This window comes from Roseixanthobacter liquoris (assembly GCF_043195135.2).
In the GTDB taxonomy this organism is placed as follows: Bacteria; Pseudomonadota; Alphaproteobacteria; order Rhizobiales; family Xanthobacteraceae; genus NCEH01.
On sequence record NZ_CM195537.1, the window covers coordinates 3125266 to 3147253 of the forward strand.

The window sequence follows — 21988 nt, forward strand, 5'->3', positions numbered from 1 at the left end:
CGGGGCCGGGCAAATCCGCTAAAGTCGCGCCGCAGCCGCTTGCGACGGGGAACAGGATGGCACGCGCACTGTGGGTCGGGATCGGGAGCCTTCTGGCGATTCTGGCGGGGAGCGCTTCAGCGCCCGCCGGGGCCGGCGATCCCGCGCCGGCTGAGAGCGCCACCATCGCCCTGCTGCCCCGCCCGGGAAACAGCGGCTTTGCGAACTTCATCCGCGTTTCGGTCGGCGGCGGGCCGGCGGGATCGGTTCTCCTCGACACCGGCTCGACCGGGCTACGCATCCGCGCCGAGGCCGTCGGACCCGATGTGGAATTGACCGACATTCCCCTGACTTATTCCTATTCGAGCGGAAATGTCCTCGAAGGCGTGCTCGGCTATGCCACCATCGCGTTTCCGGATTCGACCCCCGCCCTGGCGACCCCGCATCGCATCGCCATTCAGGTGGTGCGGAACGTCACCTGCAAGAGCGACCTGCCGGCGTGCCCGGGCTGGACGGCGCCGGAGATGGGGGTCATGGGCGTCGCCTATAATCCGGTTCCGGTCTTCAATCCCCTGGCACAGCTCGGCGGCACGCTCGCCAACGGCTTTATCGTGGTGGCGGATGATTTCGCCGATCCGGGCGTTGCTCCGCATCTGGTGGTGGGCTTGACGCCACAGAATAGCGCCGGCTTCTCCACCAGCCCGTTCGCGCCAGCAGACGGCGCCCAGCCGGCTGGGCTGAAGGCCTGGAACACCAAGAGCATCCCCACCTGTTTCACCGTGGATTCAGGACCGCCCGGCTGCTTTGCGACAGTGTTCGACACCGGGGCCGGCTCCGGCAGCTTCGAGACGCCCAACCTTGATCCGAGCCGGTTGCACACGCGGGTTCCCGCGGGCCACCTCGTCACCACGAGCGTCGCCGGCGTGATGAGCCTGACGGTGGAAAGCGGCCGGCGCGCGTGGATCGACCGCTACCGCTATGCCCCGCCCCACGGCGGCGTGAAGGGGTTCAATTCCGGCGGCCTGGTGTTTCGCCACTACAAGGTGCTGTTCGATGCGGAGAACGGGCGCATCGGTTTCTCGCCAGCTGTCGCCGGCGCAAATGCGGCCGCAGCGCAATAAGGCGGGCCGCTTTCGCCGCGCTATTTGCCCGCAGGGGCGGCAGGGGCCGCGGCCGGGGCAGGCGCAGGCTTGGCGCGCACATAGGTTGTGCAGGCGGTCGCGATATAATTCGGTACCGAATCGATCCAGCACAATTCCATGCTGTCGGCACTCACCTCGCCATCGCCCGAACTAAAATCGGTGGCGTAGACCACGCGCTTTCCATCACTGCGGAAGGTGCCGAGCAATATCTGTTCCTTGCCGCCTTTGGAAACCACCGCGCCACCGAAGGCGCGGCCGCTCTGCGTGTCGATGCGCACGCTCCAGGCCTCGGTGCCGGGGCGGTTCGCGAAATGCGGCGTATCCACGCGCAGGCGCATATCGTCCATGGGGGCGATGCTGAGATTGGAGCCGGCATGCTCCACGGGCGTCCAGAGGCCGACGATGTTCGGCGCGTCCGCCGCATATGCCGGCCCCGCCAGTCCGAGCATGATGGCCGCCACACCCACGCTCCGCATGCCCCTGCTCCCTGCAACCGGCCTCCGCGCGCGGCGGAGCACCTCAGATGCCCAGTTTGCTCTTGAGAATCTCGTTCAGCGCCTGAGGATTGGCCTTGCCCCCCGACGCCTTCATCGCCTGCCCCACGAACCAGCCGAGCATGGTGGGCTTGGCGATCACCTGGGCGACCTTGTCCGGATTGGCGGCGATGATCTCATCCACCACCTTCTCGATGGCGCCGGTATCGGTCACCTGCTTCAGGCCCCGGGCTTCGACGATCTCGCGCGGGTGCTGGCTGGTCTTTTCCTCGAGCAGGATCACCAGCACATCCTTGGCGATCTTGCCGGAGATGGTGTTGTCCGAGATCAGGTCCACGATGCCGGCGATCTGGGCCGGGGTGACGTGCACGCTGGAAACCGCCAGGCCGGCGGTGTTCGCATAGGCGGAAAGATCGCCCATGATCCAGTTGGCCACCAGCTTGGCGTTGCGGGTGGTGGCGCCTTCCGCCTTCACTGCCGCCTCGAAATAGTCCGCCGTTTCCTTCTCGGCCACCAGGATGGAGGCGTCATAGGGCGTCAGGCCGTAATCGGAGATGAAGCGGGCCTTCTTCTCGTCCGGCAGCTCAGGCAGCGCCGCGTCCAGCGAGCGCACGAAGGGCTCTTCCAGCACCAGCGGCAGCAGGTCGGGATCCGGGAAATAGCGATAATCGTGCGCTTCTTCCTTGGAGCGCATGGACCGCGTCTCGCCCTTGTTGGGGTCGAACAGGCGCGTCTCCTGGTCGATGGCGCCGCCGTCCTCCAGGATCTCGATCTGGCGGCGGGCCTCAACCTCGATCGCCTGGCCGATGAAGCGGATGGAGTTCACGTTCTTGATCTCGCAGCGCGTGCCCAAAGGCTCGCCCGGCCGGCGCACGGAGACGTTCACGTCGGCCCGAAGGTTGCCCTTCTCCATGTCGCCGTCGCAGGTGCCGAGATAGCGCAGGATGGAGCGCAGCTTCGTCACATAGGCCCGCGCTTCCTCCGACGAGCGCAGGTCCGGGCGCGAGACGATCTCCATCAGCGCCACGCCGGAGCGGTTCAGGTCCACGAACGAAAGCGAGGGGGAAAGGTCGTGGATCGACTTTCCCGCGTCCTGCTCCAGATGCAGCCGCTCGATGCCCACGGTGATGCTCTCGCCGTCCGGCAGATCGACGATCACCTCGCCCTCGCCGACGATGGGATATTTGTACTGGCTGATCTGATAGCCCTGGGGCAGATCGGGATAGAAATAATTCTTCCGGTCGAACACCGAGCGCAGATTGATCTGCGCCTTCAGGCCGAGCCCCGTGCGCACCGCCTGGGCAACGCATTCCTTGTTGATCACCGGCAGCATGCCGGGCATCGCGGCGTCCACCAGCGACACATGGTCGTTGGGCGGCCCGCCGAATGCGGTGGAGGCGCCTGAGAACAGCTTGGCGTTGGAAGCCACCTGAGCATGCACTTCCATGCCGATCACCACCTCCCAATCGCCCGTGGCTCCACGAATGAGCTTCCTGGCATCGGCGGGTCGAACGTGAGCGGTCATCGCGGTCCTTCGCAACTGGCGCGGCATCTGCCGCAGGTGATGTGTGTCCCTACTCCCGCGACCCGCTCTCTGGCAACCTTGGGAGCATTGCGCAGGGCCCTGCGCGTCGGGCGAAAGGTCACGCGCGCGCGGCCTCGCCGGCATCGAGGCTCAGCCGCACGCGGCCGCCGGCGATCTCCAGCCGAAGACGGCGGTGGCGCACGAGATAGAGGATGGCCACAGCCATCGCGCCGAAGCCGGACGCGGCACCGATTCCGAGCGCCCAGCGCGGGCCCGCCGCGTCGGCCACGAAGCCGACCAGCGGCGCCCCGAGCGGCGCACCGCCCAGCGCGATCGCGAGCAGCAGGGACAGCACGCGGCCACGCATGTCCGGCGCCGTGGACAATTGCACAAGGCCATTGGTGGAGGTCGTGAAGGTCTGGGCGGAAACGCCGATGACGATCAAGGCCAGCGCAAACAGCCAATAGTCCGGCATGACCGCGGCGAGAGCGAAGCCGGTGCCGAAGATGCCTGCGCCGACCAGCAGATGGGGAATGTCCGGCCGCTCCCGCCATGCCGCCATCAGCGCGCCGGCAACCGAGCCCAGCGCCATCATCGAGGTGAGCAGCCCGTATTCGCGCGCGCCGACGTGGAAGATGTTGACCGCCATGGCCGAAATGAAGATCGGAAAATTGAGCCCGAAGGTGCCGATGAGGAACAGCATGAACAAGACCGCCTTCAGGTCCGGCCGCCGCCACACATAGCGGATGCCCTCGATGAGGGCGCCCCGGCGCCTGGCCGCCCGGGCGACCGGATGGAGCGCGTCGAGGCGCAGCAAAGCGAGTGAGCCGAGCACGGCGGCGAACGAAGCGGCATTGATGAGGAATACCCATCCCGAACCGAACTCGGCGATGAGCAGACCCGCGGCCGCCGGGCCGATCATCCGCGCGGCATTGAACGAGGTGGAATTCAGCGCCACCGCATTGGCCAGGTCGGCTTCCCCGACCAGCTCGGAAACGAAGGTCTGGCGTGCCGGCATGTCGAACGCCGCGACGCAACCGAGCAGAAGCGCGAACACATCCACGTGCCACAGCCGCACCCGGCCGGAAATCGTAAGCAGCCCGAGCCCGAGCGCCAGCAGCCCCAGGGCCGCCTGCGTGGCGATGATCAGCCGGCGTCGATCCAGCCTGTCGGCGGCAAGTCCGGTCCATGGCAGAAGCAGGATCTGCGGTGCGAATTGCAGCGCCACCACCATCCCGAGCGCCGACGCGTTGTTCGGGGTGAGGACGGCAAGGACGAGCCAGTCCTGGGCGGTGCGCTGCATCCATGTGCCGACATTGGAGACCAGCGCGCCGCCGGCCCAGAGTCGGTAATTATAGGTTCCGAGCGCACGGAACACCCCGTCCGTTGGCATTCAGGCGCCGTCCGTCAGATTGCCGCCGTTGAACCGGCCGAACCTGCGGGCGAGCAGGACGCCGGCGACCAGCATTCCTGCGCCCAGCGCCGCCGCCTCGTCCAGGGCACCGAGATCGATGGTCCCCGCGCGGAGGATAAGGTAGGCGATCACAAGATTGGCGATGCCCCAAACCACGTTGACCGTCGCCGAGGAGAGCCCCTCTCCAGGCGGGCGGGCGAATGGCGATTGGAAGGCACGCCCCATGACACCGCTGACGAAGTGCGGCACGGCATTGGTGAGCACGGCGCCGCCGAGAAAAAGCGAGGCCTCATGAAGCCAATCCATCCTGTTGCATTCCTCTGACGGGTGAGCCGCAGCACCGCTAGCGGGCGAAGAGGTCGACGATCTCCTGGGTCGCACCCAGCTCGCCCAGGCGCGGGAAGATGCGCAGAATCGAATTGTCGTGTGCCTCCGCCCGCATGTCGGTCATGGCGTCGGTGGCCAGCGTGACGTTGAAGCCCAGCTCGTAGGCCTGGCGGGCGGTGGATTCGACACCGATGCTGGTGGCGACGCCGGCAAGCACCACCTGCGTCACACCCAGCCCCCGCAGATGGTCCTCAAGGCCGGTCTTGGTGAAAGCGCCCCAGCTCCGCTTGGTGACACGATGATCGCCGGGCTGGGCATTCAGTTCCGGCACCAGATCGGTCCATCCGGCCGGAAAATCCCAGCTTCTCGGGGGCTGCTCGGTGCGGCCCGGCGCGCCGCCGGCGACGTTCACCAGCACCACCGGCAGACCGCGCGCGCGGAAGACCTCCGCAAGGATCGCCGCCTGCCGCACCACCTCTCCGACAGGGTGAGCGGTGGGGAGCGAGACGATGCCGTTCTGAAGATCGATCAGGATCAGGGCTGTACGGGGGTCGAGCGTGGTGACGGCCATGGGGGCCTCCGGCGGGGGTGACGAGGGGATCGAGACGGGAGGGCAAACGGGACGGGCAGACCCGGCCGCGTGCGCATCAGGATTCGGCGAGCTGTTTGATCAGCGCGATGGCTGCCACGAGGGTCTGTCGCTCTTCCGGATCGAGCGTTGCCATCGCCGCCAGGAGCCATTTCCGCTTGGCCAGGGTGCGCTTGCGGCGTTCCTCGACACCGGCCTCGGTGAGCCCGAACAGGATCTGGCGGCCATCGGTGGGATGCGGCCGCCGCTGCACCAGCCCCTCCTGCTCAAGCCCGGCGAGAATGGTGCCCATGGATTGCGGCTTCATGGATTCGATGCGGGCCAGCTCGGCGGTCGTCATCCATCCGCTGTGCTCCAGACGGGCCAGGGTGCCCATCTGCGACAGATTGAGCTCGTTGGGATTTCCCTCCGTCCGCAGGCGGCGCAGGAGCTGTCCCAACGCCAGCGACAGCTCGGCGACGGCGATCTCGGCGGGATCTGGCTGATCAGTCATAAGGACATCATGAACCTTGGAAGAAAAACTTGCAAGTTTAACTTCTAATATGCGCGCCAGCGGCCGCGCCGGAGCGGACCGCAACGGATCCGACGCGCCCACGGGCGGGTCGCGCACCGGCAGGGATCCAGGCTGACGCGCCCCGGCGTTTCCACCCTCCCGCGCCCGTGCTAAGCCGCAGGCGGATCCTGAAGGGTTCGAGCCTGCGAAGGGAAGAATATGCGTCTGGCGTCCGTCACTCTCGCACGCGATGAAGCGGACATCATCGAAGTCTTCGTCCGGCACAACCTGCATTTCGTCGACCGCATGTACATCATCGACGACGGCAGCACCGACGCGACGCGGGACATCCTGCACCTGCTCCAGGGCGAGGGCCTGCCACTGGTGCGGATCGAGGATGGCGCGCACGCCGCCTACAACCAGGGCCGGCGCACGACCGGCCTCATGCATCGCGCGATGCAGGATGAGCCGTGGGATTTCATATTCGCCCTCGACGCTGACGAATTCATCGACATCGCGGATCGCACGTCCCTCGAAGCGGAGCTGAACGCTTTGCCCGAGCCGCGCATCGGCGCCTTCTCCGTGACCAATTATTATCCGCACGCGGACGACGACGCCTCGGATCCCAACCCGCTGTCGCGCCTCACCCATGTGCTGGACCTGCCGCGCGGAGCCGGAAAGGTGATCGTGCCCGGAACCTTCGCCGGCCATCCCGAGACGCTCATCTCTGACGGCAACCACATCATCAGCCGCTGGCACGCCGAGCAGCCCGTGACCCTGCTTGCCACCGCCGACCTGGCCCATTTCCCGGTGCGGTCGGACGATCAATTGGTGGCGAAATGTATGGTCAGCTATATCCGCTGGCGCGCCCGGCCGGACTACAAGGCGTCCACCGCCTCCCATCACATCGAGGGCGCCGGCGCGCTGATGAAGGAACCCGGCCTGCTGCTGGAGCATCCGGACGAGCTTTTGCTCGCTTATATTCCCCAGCTCGATGGACCCGTGGCGGTGCGGCCATTCGTCCAGCGCCGCGCGGCCCCGCGCTATCTCGATCTCGCCCGCACCTATCCGTATCGGCGGGTGCTGGCGAGCCTCGACGCCCTGGTGGAGGGCGCGCGCGCCGGCACGGCGGAACTGAATGCCCTGCGGGTCCAAGTGGCGAAGGCGCAGGCGCCGTTCCATCTCGCGCTCGCCGCCGCGCTGCGCAAGATGCGGCGCTCGTTCCTCAAGCGCTGGCTGTCCCTGCGGACGAAGTGACAGTCCGCGGCGGGGCTCGCCAGCCGCCAGTCGGTGGCATACATTAAACCAGAACAAGCAGACTGGGCCGGCGCGAGCGTCCGAGCCCGGCGCAGGCAGGTCAGGGAGACGCGAACGCCATGCCAGACACAGCGGCCGGCGAGATCTGGACCGGGTGGCGCGATTTCATCATCGAAAGCCGCGCGCCGGAAAGCGAGATCATCACCTCATTCGTGTTCCGCCCCGCCGATGGCAAGGGCGTGCCGCGCCACCGGGCGGGACAGCATCTGACCCTCCTGATCGAGCCGGAGGGCGGTCCGGCGCTGAAGCGCAATTACACGATTTCCGGCCTTGCCAATGGCGAGACCTATCGCATCTCGGTGAAGCGCGAGGCCCAGGGCGCGGCCTCGCGATGGCTGCACGATGCGGCTGATGCGGGGATGCGGGTGAAGCTCATGCCGCCCTCCGGCACGTTCGCCTTGCCGGAGGACCAGGAGCGCCCCGTGGTTCTGCTTTCGGGCGGGGTGGGCCTTACGCCCATGGTGTGCATGCTGGAGGCTCTGGCGGCCCAGCCCCGCGGCGCGCCCGCCCATTTCGTCCACGGCACGCTGGATGGCTCGACACACGCCTTCGCCGCCCATGTGAAGACCCTCGCCGCCCGGCGCCCGGGCCTTGCGACGACGATCTTCTACGAACGCCCGCGCGACGCGGATGTCCCCGGCCGCGATTTCGACCGCGCGGGCTTCATCGATCTGGACTGGCTGGCGGACAACACCCCGCTGGCGCAGGCGGACTATTTCATCTGCGGCCCCCTGCCCTTCATGCGCCATTTCGTGCAGGGGCTCGCCGCCCGCGGCGTGCCGCCCGAGCGCATTCACTTCGAATTCTTCGGGCCGGTCGAAGAGCTGCTGGACCCGCAGATCCCATCCACAGCCGCCCCTGTTTCCCCCGGTGCCAAGGTGGCTCCCATGACCCATGCCAAGCCTTTTTCTCCCGGTACCCTCACCGCCGACCACATCGCCCAGGCCCTCATCGACAGCAATGCCGACGCGGTGGTCGCGAGCGATCGGGAGGGCCTGATCGTGCTGTGGAACCCGGGTGCCGAACGCATCTTCGGCTGTTCCGAGCAGGAAGCGCTGGGCCAATCCCTCGACATCATCATCCCGGAGCCTTTCCGCGCCCGCCATTGGGAGGGTTATCACCAGACGGCGGCGAGCGGCGTCAGCCGCTATGGCGCAGGCGACCTGCTCGCCGTTCCGGGCCTGCACAAGGACGGGCGGCGCTTCTCCATCGAATTCACCATCGTCTTGCTGAAGGACGCCGGCGGGCAGGTCGTGGGCATGGTTTCCACCATCCGCGACGTGAACGCCCGCTTCGAGGAAACGAAGAAACTGCGCAAGGAACTCGCTGCGCTGAAGGAAGCTGGGGAGCTGAAAAAGCCGGCGGTCTGAGCCGCCGGTTCAATACAGCCAGAGCAATTCGCCCTCCCCGCCCGCAAGCCGGTCGCCGACATGGCGCCGCGCTCGGCCGGAAATGCCGCCGAATGCCCCGGCAAGCAGCGGCACGCGCCGGGCCAAGAGGCGCAGCGCGATAAGATCGTGCTCGCCCGCATCGCCGAATCCCGGGCCGAGCAAAAGCGGCTCGCGCGCCAGCAGCAGCGTGCCGCGCTTCATGCCGGCACCGGGCTGAGCGCCGAGGGCGCCAGCGATGGCGATGGTGCCGGCGATCATGCCGCGCGCCGCATGCTCGGCCACGTCGCCGTGAACGAGCACCAGGCCCCCGCGCATGTTCAGACCGGCCAGCGGTCCGGCAGCACCCCGAATCTCAATCGTGCCACCCGTCATGCCGAGGCGCACGCCCGGCAAGGGGCCGCCGAGCCGGGCGCCCGCTTGGCCCCGCACCTCGATCCGCCCGCCCGACATGCCGGTTCCGACGCCCTCGCCGGCATCGCCCTCGATGGTGAGACGCCCCCCGCTCATCTGCGCGCCGGCGAACGCCCCGAGAGACCCGGACACCTTGAGCTCGCCGGACGCAAGGCCGGCTCCCACGAAATCCATGCGCGGATCGCCGCTGACCAGCAGGACATCGACCGGGGCCGGCGTGACGGCGAACAATTCGCCTAACGGCACCCGCGCGGTGCCATAGGCAAGCGGCAGGCGCTCCACCTCGCTCTGGCTGAGCGTGGCGAGCGCGTGCGGCGTCAGCCCCGACAGGTCGAGACGCGCGTCGAGCGATGCCCGTAGCCTGAGGTCATGGCCGCTCACGCCATCAGCTCCCGCAGCTTGAAATGGAACGGGCCGAGATTGCCGCCATAATTTCCCGCATCGATGGCGACGATGCCCGCCGCCGCGCCGAGCGCGCACACGGCGAAAATTCCGGCGCGCATGGATGCGCCGACATCCGCGGCGGACAAACCGTCGATGACGATTTCAAGCACGCTCTCAACATCCCCCGGCAAAGCGCTCTCCACGTTCGCACGCAAGGTCGGGCAATAGGCATCGTTGGTGGAGGCGATCATGCCGGCATATTTTCCGCCGATCTTCGAGCCGGACCGCACCACGCCACCGGGAAATGGCAGGATTGCGCCCCGCACCTTGGCCATTTCATCCACCGCCCGTTCCGCCGCGTTCAGCGCTGCCGCGCGCGAGCGCGCCAGGATGAGAAAATTGCCGCCGCCGACCGCATCCGGCGTGCTGCCGGTGACGTCGTCGCACACGAACTCGCCCTCCATCACCGGGATGCGCCAGAAGCGGCGTCCCTCGATGCTCTTGGCGATCTGGTGCCCGTCGCCGAAATAGCGCAGGGCCCGGCCGAGCGGCACGCGCGGCCCCTCTTCGAGACCGGCATAGCAGGCGGAGGTGGGGGCCGTGAGCACGCATTGGCCAACCCGCGCCGGCACGATCTTTTTCAGATCCTTCAGCGACATGGCGAAGATGAGCACGGAGATGCCGGGCCGCCCGTCGGGCGAGTCCTCCGGTGCGATTTCCCCCTCGATCCCCGCCTCGCAGCCGCAGCCGATCACCGAGGTTGCAAATCCCGTCAGCGCCACCGCGGCGGTGCGCGCCCAGCGCGGCGTGTCGGCGGTGATGACGAGCCGCGTGCCCGCCATGGGAAAGGCTTCGGCGAAGCTGTCGCGGATCTCGACCCCGTTCACATTCACGGCGCGCACTCCACGATGCTCGGCCCCTGCCCGCCCCGGATCTCCCCGTCCGAAATGCGGAAATGCTTGGCCTTGAGGCCGATGGCTTCGTCGAACCAGCGGTCCATGCGCTTATCCATGAGCGGATCGAACGGCGGCTTCACCGCATAGGTGCGCCCTTGCACGAGATCGACAATCTCGCCGTCGCGCACAATGGTCCGGCCATCTTTCAGCACCAGGCGGGGCGCGCTGAACATGGCCTCGCGATCCGCCATGTCCGCGTAGAGCACAACGTCGCCAATGGCGCCGGGAGCGAGATGGCCGCGATCCTTCAGGCCCAGCGTGCGGGCCGGCGCGGCGCGGGTGACGACGGCGATCTCCTCCAGCGTATATTCGCGCTTCAGCCCATCAAGATTGGTGTGCGCCCGCGCCGCCTTGTGCAGGCGGGCGAGCTGCTCGGCACGGAAATCCCGATCCATCAGCAATCGGATGAGATGGGGGTAGGAGGTGAACGGCCCGCCGTTGGGATGGTCGGTGGTGAGAAACACTCGCCACGGGTCCTCGATCAGCAGGAACAATTCCAGGCCGATGGCCCATTGCAGGGCGTTGACGAACGACGTGTCGCGATAGGCGAACGGCACCACGCCGCAGGCGGCATCGCACTCGATGTCCATCCCCACCCATTTCTTCGGGCTGGCGATCGCATGGTTGCGATATTGCGCCATCAGGTCGGCGGAGGCCGTCACGGTCTGGCCGAACATGATCTGCCCCACGTCCACGCTGATGTGGGGATTTGCATTCACCGCCGCCGCGATCTCCGCCGCGCCGGACGAGAAGCGCCGGTCGCCGTCCTTGCCATAGGCGTGGAACTGCACATGGGTGAGATGGAGCGGAAAGCCCTCGGTGGCGCCGATGGTGGACAGTGTCGTCGCCACGTTGCCCGGGACGCCGAGATTGCAGCCGTGCAGATGGATGGGATGGGGAATGCCCAGCTCCGTCACCGCCCGCTGCAAGGTCTGGAGCACCCGGCGCGGGGTGAGGGCGTAGAACGGCCCGGCCTCGTCCAAATCGAGGCTGCGGGCATTGAACTTGAAGGCGGAAATCCCGCCGGGATTGACGATCTTGATGGCGCAGGTCTGCGTCGCCGAAAGCATCCAGGCGACATAATCATTGATGGCGGTCTGGCTCTCGCCCTGCGCGATCAGGCGCAGCAGGAAATCGTCATTGCCCAGCACCAGGAAGCCGCCGGTGTCGATGTTCGGAATGTCCGCCATCTCCAGATGGGCATGACGGGCGTTGGCGCCGACCATGGCCGGCTCGAACACGGCGGTGTAGCCCATCTGGGCATAGCGGCAGCCGGTGACATGGGTGGTGGGCGCCGCAACGCCGCCGCCGCACCCGCAGAAGGCGCCGAACGGTTCGGGATTGGCACGCCGATCCTCCCCCATGAGCAGGCGGGCAAGGTTCACCTTGCCGCCGGCGATATGGCTGTGCAGGTCGATGCCGCCCGCCATCACCACGCAGCCCGCGGCATCGTGCGTCTCGTCGGCGCGCAGGGCGGGATCGTCGGCGACGATGCGGCCGTCCTCAATCAGGACGGTCCCCAGCTGATCGACCGCGCCGGAGGCGGGGTCGAAGATCCGCCCGTTCGTAATCCGAACCCTCAACGCGCCCTCCCCGATGTCTGGATCGCGGCGGCGGCCTGCGCCACGCTTGGCAAGCCAGCCTCCCGCAGCTTCGGGAGCGGCAGGCACACGACGCCGTCCATGCGAAAGACCTGGCCCGCATGATCGATGCCCGGCGTACCCACGGGGATGAACACGTCCGGCTCGCGCGGAAACTCCGTGTGGGGATGGCCCAGCGCGATCAGGGGACCGGAGGAGAAGGCGGGCGGCGGATCGGGGCGAAAGGCGCTGACGTGCAGCAGCAGGTCGGCATCCCGTACCGCCCGGCTGGTGGCATAAAGCCCCGGCGCATGGCTGGCCTCGCCGTGCGCCACCAGCGTGCGCAATGGATAGCCGAAGCGCCAGAGCGCCATCTGATGCGCGCCGATAAGATTGTCGCGCCCGCCGAGGGGAAAGACCGCCGCGCGCGTGGTCTCGTTCAGCGTGGCCACGATGGCGGCGGCATGGCCGACGATGCGCTCGCCCTCGACGGGGTCGAGCGCGCCGGCATTCCAGGTCAACACGCCATAGCGGGCCGCCTTGAGCGCGCCTGCCAGCTCGGCGAGCGCCGCGCCCAGTGCGCCGTCGAAAGCGCCGCCCAGCGCCTTGACCAGGCGCCCGTCCACGAACGCGCTGAGGCCTGCCATGGCATCGGCCAGCAGCGCCGGCGGCAGGGGGAGGTGCGAGACATCGTGGCCGGCAAGAGCCGCACGGGCGGCCGGCCCCGCAAGATCTCCGAGGAACACCACGCGGCGCGGGTGCCCGCGCTCCGTGAACAGCGGGGCGTCGTCCTCCCCGCCGGCGGGCGCCTCGGCCGATGCGGGCGGCAGGGTGCGTTCGAAAAAGCGGGCGAAGTCGGGCGTCGGGTCCGCGCCCACCACCACCAGCAGGTCGCAGCGATTGCGAACCTCCGCCAGGGTAGTGGCGATCCAGCCGCGCCGTTGAAGCGTATCGAGATTGCGGAACAGGCCGCTTGAGGCTGCATGATCGAAGCTGGCTCCGAACCGCATGGCGAGATCGAACACGCCGCGCAGCCCGTCCACGTCCGCGCCGAGCCCGGAGAACACGGCGGATCGGCTCGCGCGGAGCAGGGCGCCGGCGCGCGCGGCCGCCTCCTCGAGCGAGGTTTCCCGTCCCGCCACGCGGGGCACCGGCGGCGCACCGTCGGACCGTTCAAGCAGCGCCGCCCCCTGCGGGCAAGCGGCGAGTGGGCGTACGGCCCGGCCCTGGACGCTCACTTCCAGGTCGTCGCACCCCAGGCCGCAAAATCCGCACACCACGTCCGTCACGATGCGGGATTTCGCGGTGGAAGGCATGGCAGGGTCAATCATATTTGAGATAGGCGAAGCGCAGATCGTTCGCCGGCGTCCCCTCCAGCGGGCCGCCCTCCTCCGCGCCGGGCTGCCATTGCACCACCTCCTCGATCTTCCGCGCCAAGGCGAAGTCGCGCTCGGTGATGCCCTTGGCGTCATGGGACATGAGGCGCACCTCGACCCAGGCGTAGGAGGCGGTGAGATCGGGATGATGCCAGGCGGCCTCCGCGAGATGGCCGACCGTGTTGATCACCATCAGCGTGCCCTTCCAGCTGTTGGTGCGGTAGGTGCGGCGGATCCAGCCGTCCTCCAGCCGCCAGTGGGGCAGATCGGACGCAAGACGCGCCATGACTTCTTCGGGAGAAAACGTCCTCTTGCGGTCGACAGGCATGTCGCGCGCCTCCTTCAGCGGGGGGTCCCGATCAAGACGCTGCGGCGGTTATCCGCTTGTCGTTGCAGTGCTCCGGAGGTCCGGGCCATGCGTCCGTTCTTGGGAATAGAGCTAACATCTTCCGGGACGGGCGCAAACCCGTCCCGGTTCACTTTCACAACCCGTGCTGCCGCTTGGCCGCCGTCAACGTGTTCTGGAGCAGGCAGGCGATTGTCATCGGGCCGACGCCGCCGGGAACCGGCGTGATCAGCCCGGCGATGCCCTGCGCTTCCTGAAAGGCGACATCGCCCACGAGCCGGGTCTTTCCGTCGCCCTTGGGCACGCGGTTGATGCCCACGTCGATCACGGTGGCGCCGGGCTTGATCCAGTCGCCGCGCACCATTTCTGGCCGGCCGACAGCGGCCACCAGGATGTCGGCGGTGCGGCACTCGCCCGGCAGGTCGCGGGTGCGCGAGTGGGCGATGGTGACGGTGCAATCCTCGCGCAGCAGCAATTGCGCGGCCGGCTTGCCGACGATGTTGGAGCGCCCCACCACCACCGCCTTCAAGCCCGAAAGATTGCCCAGATGATGCTTAAGAAGCATCACGCAGCCGAGCGGCGTGCACGGCACCAGCGCGTCCAGGCCCACGGCGAGCCGGCCGGCATTGACCACGTGGAAGCCGTCCACGTCTTTCGCCGGATCGATCGTGGAGAGCACCTTGTTGGTATCGATATGGCCCGGCAGCGGCAATTGCACGAGAATGCCATGCACCGCCGGATCGGTATTGAGCCTGGCCACCAGCGCCAGCAGATCCGCTTCCGCGGTCTCCACCGGCAGCTTGAATTCGAACGAAGCCATGCCGGCTTCGGCGGTCTGGGCGGCCTTGTTGCGCACATAGACCTGGCTTGCGGGGTCCTCGCCCACCAGCACCACAGCGAGGCCGGGCTTCACGCCGGAGCGGGCCGTGAGGTCGACAACCTCGGCCGCGATGCGGGCCCGCAGATCGGCCGCGAAGGCCTTTCCATCGATAAGCTTGGTTTCGATCACACTCGTCCCCTGCGAACGCACACTGACACGCTGCGCCTTGTCGGCAGATGTCGCGCGCCGTTCAAGACAAATCGGTCCAGCGCCCGCGCGGCGCCTCGACCCATGTCTTAAAGGGATAAAAAGTTTCGTAAAGAGAAAATTTACACCCTGGCCGCCTCACCCGGGGTGTCGGTCGCCCAGGTGGTGGTCTTCGTAGGCGATCGTCCATTCGATGAGATCGCGCCACAGCCGCTCGGTCAGGTCCGGCGGCAGGCCGGCGGCGGCGGCGCGCTGGCCGACGCGCTCCACCACCTCTTCCACCCGGTCCGGCAGCAAAGCGGGAATGCCTTCCCGCTCCTTCACGACCACCACATTCTTGACCACCGCCAGCCGCTGAACCAGCAGATCGACGATCTGGTCGTCGATGGCGTCGATGGCGTCGCGCGCGTCCGCAAGGGCCGCGGGAATGCCCGCCCGTTGCGGCCGCGCGCCGGTGCTCACTTGGCCCACCACAGGTCTTCCACCGGGAAGCGGCCGGCGCCATCCTCGATGACCTGGGCAAGGGAAAACAGCGTTTCCTCCTCGAACGGGCGGCCGATCATCTGCAAGCCCAGCGGCAGGCCATCCGCCGAGAAGCCGGCGGGCACCGAGATGCCCGGCAGGCCGGCGAGGTTCACCGTCACGGTGAACACGTCGTTGAGATACATCTCCACCGGATCGGCCTTGCTCTTCTCGCCGATGCCGAAGGCGGGCGAGGGCGTGGTCGGCGTCAGCACGGCGTCCACGCCTTGCGCGAACACGTCGTCGAAATCGCGCTTGATGAGGCTGCGCACCTTCTGCGCCCGCAGGTAATAGGCATCGTAATAGCCGGCGGAGAGCACATAGGTGCCGATCATGATGCGGCGACGCACCTCCGGCCCGAAGCCGGCGGCGCGGGTGCGCTCATACATCTCCGCGACATCGCGGCCAGGTACCCGCAGGCCGTAGCGCACGCCGTCATACCGCGCGAGGTTCGAGGAGGCCTCCGCCGGGGCGACGATGTAATAGGTCGGCAGTGCGTATTGCGTGTGCGGCAGCGAGATGTCGACCACCTCCGCGCCTGCATCGCGCAGCATCGCCGCGCCCTGCTCCCACAATTCGACAATCTCCGGCGACATGCCCTCGACACGATATTCGCGCGGGATGCCGATGCGCTTGCCCTTTACCGAGGCACCCACGGCATCCTCGTAATTGGGGACGCGCAGGTCCACGCTGGTGGAATCCTTCGGGTCGTGTCCGGCCATCGAGCGCAGCAGCAGGGCCGCGTCATTGACGGTGCGTGCGAACGGGCCGGCCTGGTCGAGCGAGGAGGCGTAGGCGACGATTCCCCAGCGCGAGCACCGCCCGTAGGTCGGCTTGATGCCTACGGTGCCGGTCAAGGCGGCGGGCTGGCGGATCGAGCCGCCGGTGTCCGTGCCGGTGGCGCCGGCGCACAGGAACGCCGCCACCGCCGCCGCCGAGCCGCCGGACGAGCCGCCGGGCACCAGCAGCGAGGCATCCCCATCGCGGCGCCAGGGCGAGATCACCGGGCCGAACGCCGAGGTCTCGTTGGACGAGCCCATGGCGAACTCGTCATTATTGAGCTTGCCCAGCATCACCGCCCCGTCGCGCCAGAGCTGCGCGGTGACGGTGGATTCGTAGGGCGGCACGAAATTTTCGAGAATCCGCGAGCCGGCCGTGGTGGCCACGCCATCGGTGCAGAACATGTCCTTCACGCCGATGGGCATGCCCTCCAGCGGGCCGCCTTCGGAATTGCAGATGCGCGCATCGCTGGCCGCCGCCATGGCGAGCGCCTTTTCCGCAGTCTCCTCCAGATAGGCGTTGAGGCCGCGCGCCTTTTCCATGGCGTCGAGATAGGACTGGGTCAGTTCGACCGCGGTAAACTCCCGCAGCGCCAGCTTTTCACGCGCCTGGGTGAGGGTGAGCTGATTGAGCGCGGTCATTCCACCACCTTCGGCACGGTAAAGAAGCCACCCTCGGCATCGGGCGCATTGGCGAGGATCTTTTCAGGATAATGGCCGTCGGTCACCAGATCCTCGCGCAGGGGCAGGCTGAGCGGGATCACACCGCTCATGGGCTCGACGCCGGAAACATCGAGCGCAGACAATTGCTCGACGAAAGCGAGAATGGCGTTCAATTCCTCCTGAAGGGGGGCGAGTTCCTCCTCGCGCACAGAGATGCGCGCCAGATGCGCAACCCTTCGGACGGTCGCCTGATCGACGGACATGGACAGCTCCCAGCACGCACCGCGCCCATTTTACGGGTCGGCGCCAACAGATGGTTCAACCGCAAGCGGTTGAAGCATGTTCCGAACGCGAGCGCTGCAATTTTCCGCACGCCCTCCGCGCCCTTCCCCGCCGCTATAGCAAGCCGGCGATTTACGAGGCAATGGCGGCGGGCACGAAAGCGCGGGCCGCATGCAGCAGCGGCCCGCAACGCATCATGGCGCAGCGCTCACGGCATGAGCGCGATCTGCTCCAGGCCGAGCGTCTCGGGATAGCCCAGCACCAGGTTCATGTTCTGCACCGCCTGGCCAGAAGCCCCCTTCACCAGATTGTCCAGGGTGGAGAGCACGATCGCCCGGCCGCTCGCACGGTCGGCGACGACGCCCATCATCACCATGTTGGAGCCGCGCACATGGCGCGACTGCGGCACCTGGCCGAACGGCAGGACATGGACGAACGGCTCGCCCTTGTAGAAATCCACGAGGATCTTGTGGAGATCCTCCGCCTTGGCGCCGGTGGTGCGCACATAGAGGGTCGCATAGATGCCCCGGTTCATGGGCACGAGGTGCGGCACGAACATGGGCGCCACCGGGCGGCCGGCGGCCTTGGTGAATTCCTGATCCAGTTCGCCCATGTGCCGATGCGAGCCGACGCTATAGGCATGGATGCCCTCCGACACCTCGGAGAACAGCATCGCCTCCTTGGCCGAGCGGCCGGCGCCGGACATTCCCGTCTTGCTGTCGATGACGATGGTCTCGGGCTCGATCGCACCGGCTTCCAGCAGCGGCACGGCCGGCAGGATGGAAGTGGTGGTGTGGCAACCCGGATTGGCGATCAGCCGACCCTTCTTGATCTCGTCCCGATAGATCTCGACCAGGCCGAAGACGGCCTCCTTCTGGAGATCGAGCGCGCCGTGGGGATGGCCGTACCATTTCTCATAGGCGCCGGGATCGCGCAGGCGGAAGTCGGCGGACAGGTCCACCACCTTCACATTGGGCGCCTGCTCGAACACCTTCTTGATGACGTCCTGGGTGGTCGCATGCGGCAGCGCGCAGAACACGAGGTCCACCGCGTTGAAATCCACCTCGTCGATCGTGACGAGTTTGGGCAGCGCATAGGGCGCGAACTGCGGGAACACGTCCGCCATGGACTGGCCGGCCTTCCGATCCGCGGTCAGGGCGACGAGCTCGACACGGGGATGGCGCAGCAGAAGGCGCACGAGTTCGGACCCGGTGTAACCCGAGGCGCCAAGAACCGCGATCCGTGCCTTTGCTGTGTCCGACATGTCCTTCTCCCGCCCGCTGGGGGCCGTGCGACGTTAGGCCGTGCGCGTCCGCGCGCAGGACGCTGCGCGGGCGTGTTCGGTCGGGGGTCTGTACACCGATCCCATATCAGGCGAAAGACAGGGATAAGTGACCAGTCCCGCGCTGCGCGCGTTTCCGGTATGTTCCCTTTCGTTCCCTCGCCCTGGCATGATGGCCGGCGGCGATTCGCCCCGAAGCGACCTAAAGAGCCACATGTCCGATAACGACGATCTGTTTGCCGCGCCCGCCCCTGCCCGCAAGGCCCCGAGCCCGCGCGCCAAGGCGCCCGCCGCCGTGCCCGAGATGGCGAGCGACTATACCGCCGCCCATATCGAGGTGCTGGAAGGGCTGGAGCCGGTGCGGCGCCGCCCCGGCATGTATATCGGCGGCACGGATGTCAAAGCGCTGCATCACCTGTTCGCCGAGGTGATCGACAATTCCATGGACGAGGCGGTGGCGGGGCATGCCACCTTCATCGAGGTGCATCTCGCCGCCGACAGCACGCTGACCGTGACCGACAACGGGCGGGGCATTCCGGTGGAGGCGCATCCCAAGTTCCCCGGCAAGTCCACCGTCGAAGTCATCATGACCACCCTGCATGCGGGCGGAAAATTCGATAGCAAGGTCTACGAGACCTCGGGCGGCCTGCACGGGGTCGGCGTCTCGGTGGTGAACGCCTTGTCCGACCATCTGGAGATCGAGGTCGCGCGCAACCAGACCCTGTATCGCCAGAGCTTCTCCAAAGGCGCACCGCTCGGCCCGCTGGCCGAGGTCGGCCGCATCACCAACCGCCGCGGCACCAAGGTGCGCTTCCATCCCGACCCGGAAATCTTCGGCGCGGGCGCGCATTTCGATCCCGCCCGCGTGTTCCGCATGGCGCGGTCCAAGGCCTATCTGTTTGGCGGCGTGGAAATTCGCTGGTCGTGCGATCCCGCCCTTCTGGTGGGCACCACCGGCGTACCGGAGAAGATGACCTTCCGCTTCCCCGGCGGCCTCAAGGATTATCTCGCCGGCGATCTGGAAGGCCAGACGCTGGTGCATGGCGAGATTTTCGCCGGCCGCATCCAGAAGCAGGGCGGCCACGGCTCGGTGGAATGGGCGGTGGCCTGGGTGGCCGACGGCGACGGCGCCATCTCCTCCTATTGCAACACCATTCCCACCCATGACGGCGGCACGCACGAGAATGGCCTTCGCCTGGTGCTGCTGAAGGGCTTGCGCGATTATGCCGAGCGCATCGGCCAGGCCAAGCGCGCGGCCATCCTGATCGGCGACGATGTCACGACCGGCTGCGCGGCCATGCTCTCGGTATTCGTGCGCGAGCCGGAGTTCCAGGGCCAGACCAAGGACCGGCTCGCCACTGCGGAAGCCTCGCGCATCGTCGAGCAGGCGCTGCGCGATCCGCTCGACCATTGGCTTGCCGCCAATCCGGTGCAGGCGAACCGGCTGCTGGACCATGTGGTGGAGCGCGCGGAAGAGCGCCTGCGTCGCAAGCAGGAGAAGGAGATCTCCCGCAAGACCGCGGTGCGCAAGCTGCGCTTGCCGGGCAAGCTCGCGGACTGCTCCAATACCGAGGCGGCGGGCTCGGAGATCTTCATCGTCGAGGGCGATTCGGCCGGCGGCTCAGCCAAGCAGGCGCGCGATCGCAAGACCCAGGCGGTGCTGCCGCTCCGTGGCAAAATTCTCAATGTCGCCAGCGCCGGGCGCGACAAGCTGGCCCAGAACCAGCAATTGTCGGACCTGCTCCAGGCGCTCGGCTGCGGCACGCTCGCCCAGTATCGCGAAGCGGACCTGCGCTATGAGAAGGTGGTCATCATGACCGACGCCGACGTGGATGGGGCGCATATCGCCTCCCTGCTCGTCACCTTCTTCTATCGGCAGATTCCGAAGCTCATCGAGGAGGGCCATCTGTTCCTGGCGGTGCCCCCGCTCTACCGCATCACCCAGGGCGCGAAGACGCTCTATGCCCGCGACGATGCCCATAAGGACCAATTGCTGAAGAAGGAATTCTCCGGCCGGGGCAAGGTGGAGATCGGCCGCTTCAAGGGGCTCGGCGAAATGATGCCGGCGCAGCTCAAGGAAACCACCATGAACCCGCACACGCGCACCATGCTGCGCGTGACCATCGAGGCGGCGGCGCAGGCCGATACGGCGGATCTTGTGGAGCGCCTCATGGGCAACAAGCCGGAGGCGCGCTTCGCCTTCATTTCCGAGCGCGCGGCGTTTGCCGGCGAGGATCTGCTGGATATCTGACGCGCGGTCCCTCAGGCGGAGGGATCGGCGGGCTCCGGCGTGGCCGGCACGAGCCGGCGCGGCAGGCGCGAGGCGGGGAAGGCGAGCGCGATCAGGCAGACGCCGGCGCCGGCGAACAATTCCACCGGCCCGATGATGCCGATAAGTTGCGCCGCCAGCAGCGCACCCAGAGCCTGGCCGGAAAAGAAGAAGGTCGCATAAAGCGCGACCGCAGAGCCGCGCGCTGTCGGCACCAGCTCGGTGGCCATGATCTGCAAGGTGTTGTGGATCATGTAGAAGCCGAAACCGAGCACGCCGAACAGCGCCAGCATCAGTCCCAGCGAGGGCACCACCGCGATGGCGATCAGGCACAGGCCCGCCACCGTCGCGCCGATCCCGGCCATGCCGGAGAGACCCAGCCGGCGCACCAGAACCGCCACCAGGAAGGTGTAGATCACCCCGCCCACGCCGAACATGCCGAGCGCGAACCCCGCCTCCACCGCATCACCCAGCGCGCGCCCGACCATATGGGCGGCGACGAACGGGAACACGCCGAAGATCAGCCCCCCTTCGATGGCTGCGACCAGAAACAGGCGGATCGAGAGGGGATTTCCGAACACCACGCCATAGCGCGCCAGCGCCCCGCGCAGGGACGGACGCTGCGGGATCGCAGTCTCGCCGAGGAAGAACATCGCGCCCAGAGCCGCCGTCCCGGCCACCGCCGCCGCGCACCAGAACACAGCGCGCCATCCGATCAGGGTCGAGATCATCCCCGATGCCATGGCGCCGCCGAGCTGGCCCAGCACGATCGCCATCAATAGCCGTCCGAGCGCCTGGGGGCGCTGCTGCATGGTCACGCGATCCCCGACGGTTGCCAGAGCAACGGGAATCACCCCACCAGCCCAGCCGCCGGAGAAAATGCGCCCCGCCAGCAGGGCGTCATGGCTGGGCGCAAGAGCGCAGCCGATGAGCCCGAGGCAGAGCATGGAGAGCGTCACGCGGATCAAGCGCACCTTGCCCACGGCATCGCCAATGGGGCCGAACACCAATTGCATGGCCGCGTAGGGCAGCGAGAAGGCGCTGGCGAGCAAGGCCGCGCGTTGCAGCGTCACGGCGAGGTCCGCGGCCAGCAGGTTAAGCATGGGGTCGACCGCGCGCATCGAGAACGCGCTGGCGAACCCGGCCAGACCGAGAACCAGAAGAAAGGGCATGTCGGCACTGCCGGAGGGAGGCGGGACGCCGACCGGAAATCAGGTGGCGCGGGTGGCTTCCTTGACGCCCATTCCGCAAGGGGTCAAGGCCGCCGGCGCATGGCGTTGCGGGTTGCAATTCTCCCGACGCATGGCAGGTTCAATGAGAAGCATTGACACAGCGCACAAAATCCTTACTTTACAAGGTGTCGTCCGATTATTTCGAATCCAAGCGCGCCGAGCGACGACCGCTCGCCCAGCCCCGTACGGCACGGGGCCTGCGATAAGC

Annotated in this window: 21 protein-coding genes; 4 read left to right on the forward strand and 17 right to left on the reverse strand. The window is 67.4% G+C overall.

All coding sequences use genetic code 11. The annotated features are described in order from the left end of the window. Positions 1–56 precede the first annotated feature (56 nt). Positions 57–1100 (forward strand): hypothetical protein, encoded by a 1044-nt coding sequence (locus tag V5F84_RS14000; RefSeq protein WP_394044930.1) that lies wholly within the window; start codon positions 57–59, stop codon positions 1098–1100. Positions 1101–1120: 20 nt separating this feature from the next. Here V5F84_RS14000 and V5F84_RS14005 read toward each other — a convergent pair whose 3' ends face one another. From V5F84_RS14005 to V5F84_RS14030, 6 genes are all read right to left on the reverse strand, one after another. Next, positions 1121–1597 (reverse strand): hypothetical protein, encoded by a 477-nt coding sequence (locus V5F84_RS14005; RefSeq protein WP_394044932.1) that lies wholly within the window; start codon positions 1595–1597, stop codon positions 1121–1123. Between the two features lie 43 nt (positions 1598–1640). After that, positions 1641–3140 carry an Asp-tRNA(Asn)/Glu-tRNA(Gln) amidotransferase subunit GatB gene (gatB, locus tag V5F84_RS14010; protein ID WP_394044934.1) on the reverse strand — a complete coding sequence of 500 codons (1500 nt, stop codon included), beginning with the start codon at positions 3138–3140 and terminating at the stop codon, positions 1641–1643. A 118-nt stretch (positions 3141–3258) separates the two neighbouring features. Continuing rightward, positions 3259–4533, reverse strand: coding sequence for an MFS transporter (locus V5F84_RS14015; RefSeq protein ID WP_394044936.1), 1275 nt, complete (start codon positions 4531–4533; stop codon positions 3259–3261). Beyond that, positions 4534–4860 carry a hypothetical protein gene (locus tag V5F84_RS14020; RefSeq protein WP_394044938.1) on the reverse strand — a complete coding sequence of 109 codons (327 nt, stop codon included), beginning with the start codon at positions 4858–4860 and terminating at the stop codon, positions 4534–4536. 37 nt (positions 4861–4897) lie between these two features. Continuing rightward, the gene (locus V5F84_RS14025) at positions 4898–5452 is read right to left on the reverse strand and encodes an isochorismatase family protein (RefSeq protein WP_394044940.1); all 555 of its coding nucleotides are present in this window, start codon (positions 5450–5452) and stop codon (positions 4898–4900) included. A 76-nt stretch (positions 5453–5528) separates the two neighbouring features. Further along, positions 5529–5963, reverse strand: a complete 435-nt coding sequence (locus V5F84_RS14030) for a MarR family winged helix-turn-helix transcriptional regulator (protein WP_394044942.1) — start codon at positions 5961–5963, stop codon at positions 5529–5531. Between the two features lie 219 nt (positions 5964–6182). Here V5F84_RS14030 and V5F84_RS14035 point away from each other — a divergent pair, with 219 nt between their 5' ends. Next, on the forward strand, positions 6183–7220 hold the full coding sequence (locus tag V5F84_RS14035) for a glycosyltransferase family 2 protein (protein WP_394044944.1): 1038 nt from the start codon (positions 6183–6185) through the stop codon (positions 7218–7220). A gap of 119 nt (positions 7221–7339) precedes the next feature. Continuing rightward, positions 7340–8650: a PAS domain S-box protein gene (locus V5F84_RS14040; protein ID WP_394044946.1), complete on the forward strand. Its 1311-nt coding sequence runs from the start codon at positions 7340–7342 to the stop codon at positions 8648–8650. A gap of 9 nt (positions 8651–8659) precedes the next feature. Here the strand turns inward: V5F84_RS14040 and V5F84_RS14045 are convergent, their stop codons facing one another. The 10 genes from V5F84_RS14045 to argC all read right to left on the reverse strand — a co-directional run bounded on the left by V5F84_RS14045 (position 8660) and on the right by argC (position 18261). After that, entirely contained in the window at positions 8660–9463 is an 804-nt protein-coding gene (locus tag V5F84_RS14045) for a formylmethanofuran dehydrogenase subunit C (RefSeq protein WP_394044948.1), read from the reverse strand. Beyond that, on the reverse strand, positions 9460–10359 hold the full coding sequence (gene fhcD, locus V5F84_RS14050) for a formylmethanofuran--tetrahydromethanopterin N-formyltransferase (protein ID WP_394044950.1): 900 nt from the start codon (positions 10357–10359) through the stop codon (positions 9460–9462). The genes V5F84_RS14045 and fhcD overlap by 4 nt, the downstream gene beginning before the upstream one ends. Further along, positions 10356–12005 (reverse strand): formylmethanofuran dehydrogenase subunit A, encoded by a 1650-nt coding sequence (locus V5F84_RS14055; protein WP_394044952.1) that lies wholly within the window; start codon positions 12003–12005, stop codon positions 10356–10358. The genes fhcD and V5F84_RS14055 overlap by 4 nt, the downstream gene beginning before the upstream one ends. Next, positions 12002–13318, reverse strand: coding sequence for a formylmethanofuran dehydrogenase (locus tag V5F84_RS14060; protein ID WP_394044954.1), 1317 nt, complete (start codon positions 13316–13318; stop codon positions 12002–12004). The genes V5F84_RS14055 and V5F84_RS14060 overlap by 4 nt, the downstream gene beginning before the upstream one ends. 7 nt (positions 13319–13325) lie before the next feature. After that, the gene (locus V5F84_RS14065; protein WP_394044956.1) at positions 13326–13706 is read right to left on the reverse strand and encodes a 4a-hydroxytetrahydrobiopterin dehydratase; all 381 of its coding nucleotides are present in this window, start codon (positions 13704–13706) and stop codon (positions 13326–13328) included. 154 nt (positions 13707–13860) lie between these two features. Beyond that, positions 13861–14730 (reverse strand): bifunctional methylenetetrahydrofolate dehydrogenase/methenyltetrahydrofolate cyclohydrolase FolD, encoded by an 870-nt coding sequence (gene folD / locus V5F84_RS14070; RefSeq protein ID WP_394045026.1) that lies wholly within the window; start codon positions 14728–14730, stop codon positions 13861–13863. A 159-nt stretch (positions 14731–14889) separates the two neighbouring features. Then, entirely contained in the window at positions 14890–15222 is a 333-nt protein-coding gene (locus V5F84_RS14075) for a chorismate mutase (protein WP_394044958.1), read from the reverse strand. Further along, positions 15210–16694, reverse strand: coding sequence for an Asp-tRNA(Asn)/Glu-tRNA(Gln) amidotransferase subunit GatA (gatA, locus tag V5F84_RS14080; protein WP_394044960.1), 1485 nt, complete (start codon positions 16692–16694; stop codon positions 15210–15212). Before gatA ends, V5F84_RS14075 begins: the two co-directional genes overlap by 13 nt. Further along, positions 16691–16978 (reverse strand): Asp-tRNA(Asn)/Glu-tRNA(Gln) amidotransferase subunit GatC, encoded by a 288-nt coding sequence (gene gatC / locus V5F84_RS14085; protein ID WP_394044962.1) that lies wholly within the window; start codon positions 16976–16978, stop codon positions 16691–16693. The genes gatA and gatC overlap by 4 nt, the downstream gene beginning before the upstream one ends. Before the next feature lie 227 nt (positions 16979–17205). After that, positions 17206–18261 carry an N-acetyl-gamma-glutamyl-phosphate reductase gene (gene argC / locus V5F84_RS14090; protein ID WP_394044964.1) on the reverse strand — a complete coding sequence of 352 codons (1056 nt, stop codon included), beginning with the start codon at positions 18259–18261 and terminating at the stop codon, positions 17206–17208. Between the two features lie 232 nt (positions 18262–18493). On the opposite strand from argC, the gene parE reads away from it, so the two are divergent. Beyond that, positions 18494–20530 (forward strand): DNA topoisomerase IV subunit B, encoded by a 2037-nt coding sequence (gene parE / locus V5F84_RS14095; protein ID WP_394044966.1) that lies wholly within the window; start codon positions 18494–18496, stop codon positions 20528–20530. An 11-nt stretch (positions 20531–20541) separates the two neighbouring features. On the opposite strand, the gene V5F84_RS14100 is transcribed toward parE, so the two are convergent. Then, complete coding sequence (locus V5F84_RS14100) at positions 20542–21720, reverse strand: MFS transporter (RefSeq protein WP_394044968.1); 1179 nt, start codon at positions 21718–21720, stop codon at positions 20542–20544. Positions 21721–21988: the final 268 nt, after the last annotated feature.

Coding starts and splice junctions, on each gene's coding strand:
- V5F84_RS14000 (WP_394044930.1), top strand. CDS start 57: ATGGCACGCGCACTGTGGGTCGGGATCGGGAGCCTTCTGGCGATTCTG.
- V5F84_RS14005 (WP_394044932.1), bottom strand. CDS start 1,597: ATGCGGAGCGTGGGTGTGGCGGCCATCATGCTCGGACTGGCGGGGCCG.
- gatB (WP_394044934.1), bottom strand. CDS start 3,140: ATGACCGCTCACGTTCGACCCGCCGATGCCAGGAAGCTCATTCGTGGA.
- V5F84_RS14015 (WP_394044936.1), bottom strand. CDS start 4,533: ATGCCAACGGACGGGGTGTTCCGTGCGCTCGGAACCTATAATTACCGA.
- V5F84_RS14020 (WP_394044938.1), bottom strand. CDS start 4,860: ATGGATTGGCTTCATGAGGCCTCGCTTTTTCTCGGCGGCGCCGTGCTC.
- V5F84_RS14025 (WP_394044940.1), bottom strand. CDS start 5,452: ATGGCCGTCACCACGCTCGACCCCCGTACAGCCCTGATCCTGATCGAT.
- V5F84_RS14030 (WP_394044942.1), bottom strand. CDS start 5,963: ATGACTGATCAGCCAGATCCCGCCGAGATCGCCGTCGCCGAGCTGTCG.
- V5F84_RS14035 (WP_394044944.1), top strand. CDS start 6,183: ATGCGTCTGGCGTCCGTCACTCTCGCACGCGATGAAGCGGACATCATC.
- V5F84_RS14040 (WP_394044946.1), top strand. CDS start 7,340: ATGCCAGACACAGCGGCCGGCGAGATCTGGACCGGGTGGCGCGATTTC.
- V5F84_RS14060 (WP_394044954.1), bottom strand. CDS start 13,318: ATGCCTTCCACCGCGAAATCCCGCATCGTGACGGACGTGGTGTGCGGA.
- V5F84_RS14065 (WP_394044956.1), bottom strand. CDS start 13,706: ATGCCTGTCGACCGCAAGAGGACGTTTTCTCCCGAAGAAGTCATGGCG.
- gatA (WP_394044960.1), bottom strand. CDS start 16,694: ATGACCGCGCTCAATCAGCTCACCCTCACCCAGGCGCGTGAAAAGCTG.
- gatC (WP_394044962.1), bottom strand. CDS start 16,978: ATGTCCGTCGATCAGGCGACCGTCCGAAGGGTTGCGCATCTGGCGCGC.
- argC (WP_394044964.1), bottom strand. CDS start 18,261: ATGTCGGACACAGCAAAGGCACGGATCGCGGTTCTTGGCGCCTCGGGT.
- parE (WP_394044966.1), top strand. CDS start 18,494: ATGTCCGATAACGACGATCTGTTTGCCGCGCCCGCCCCTGCCCGCAAG.
- V5F84_RS14100 (WP_394044968.1), bottom strand. CDS start 21,720: ATGCCCTTTCTTCTGGTTCTCGGTCTGGCCGGGTTCGCCAGCGCGTTC.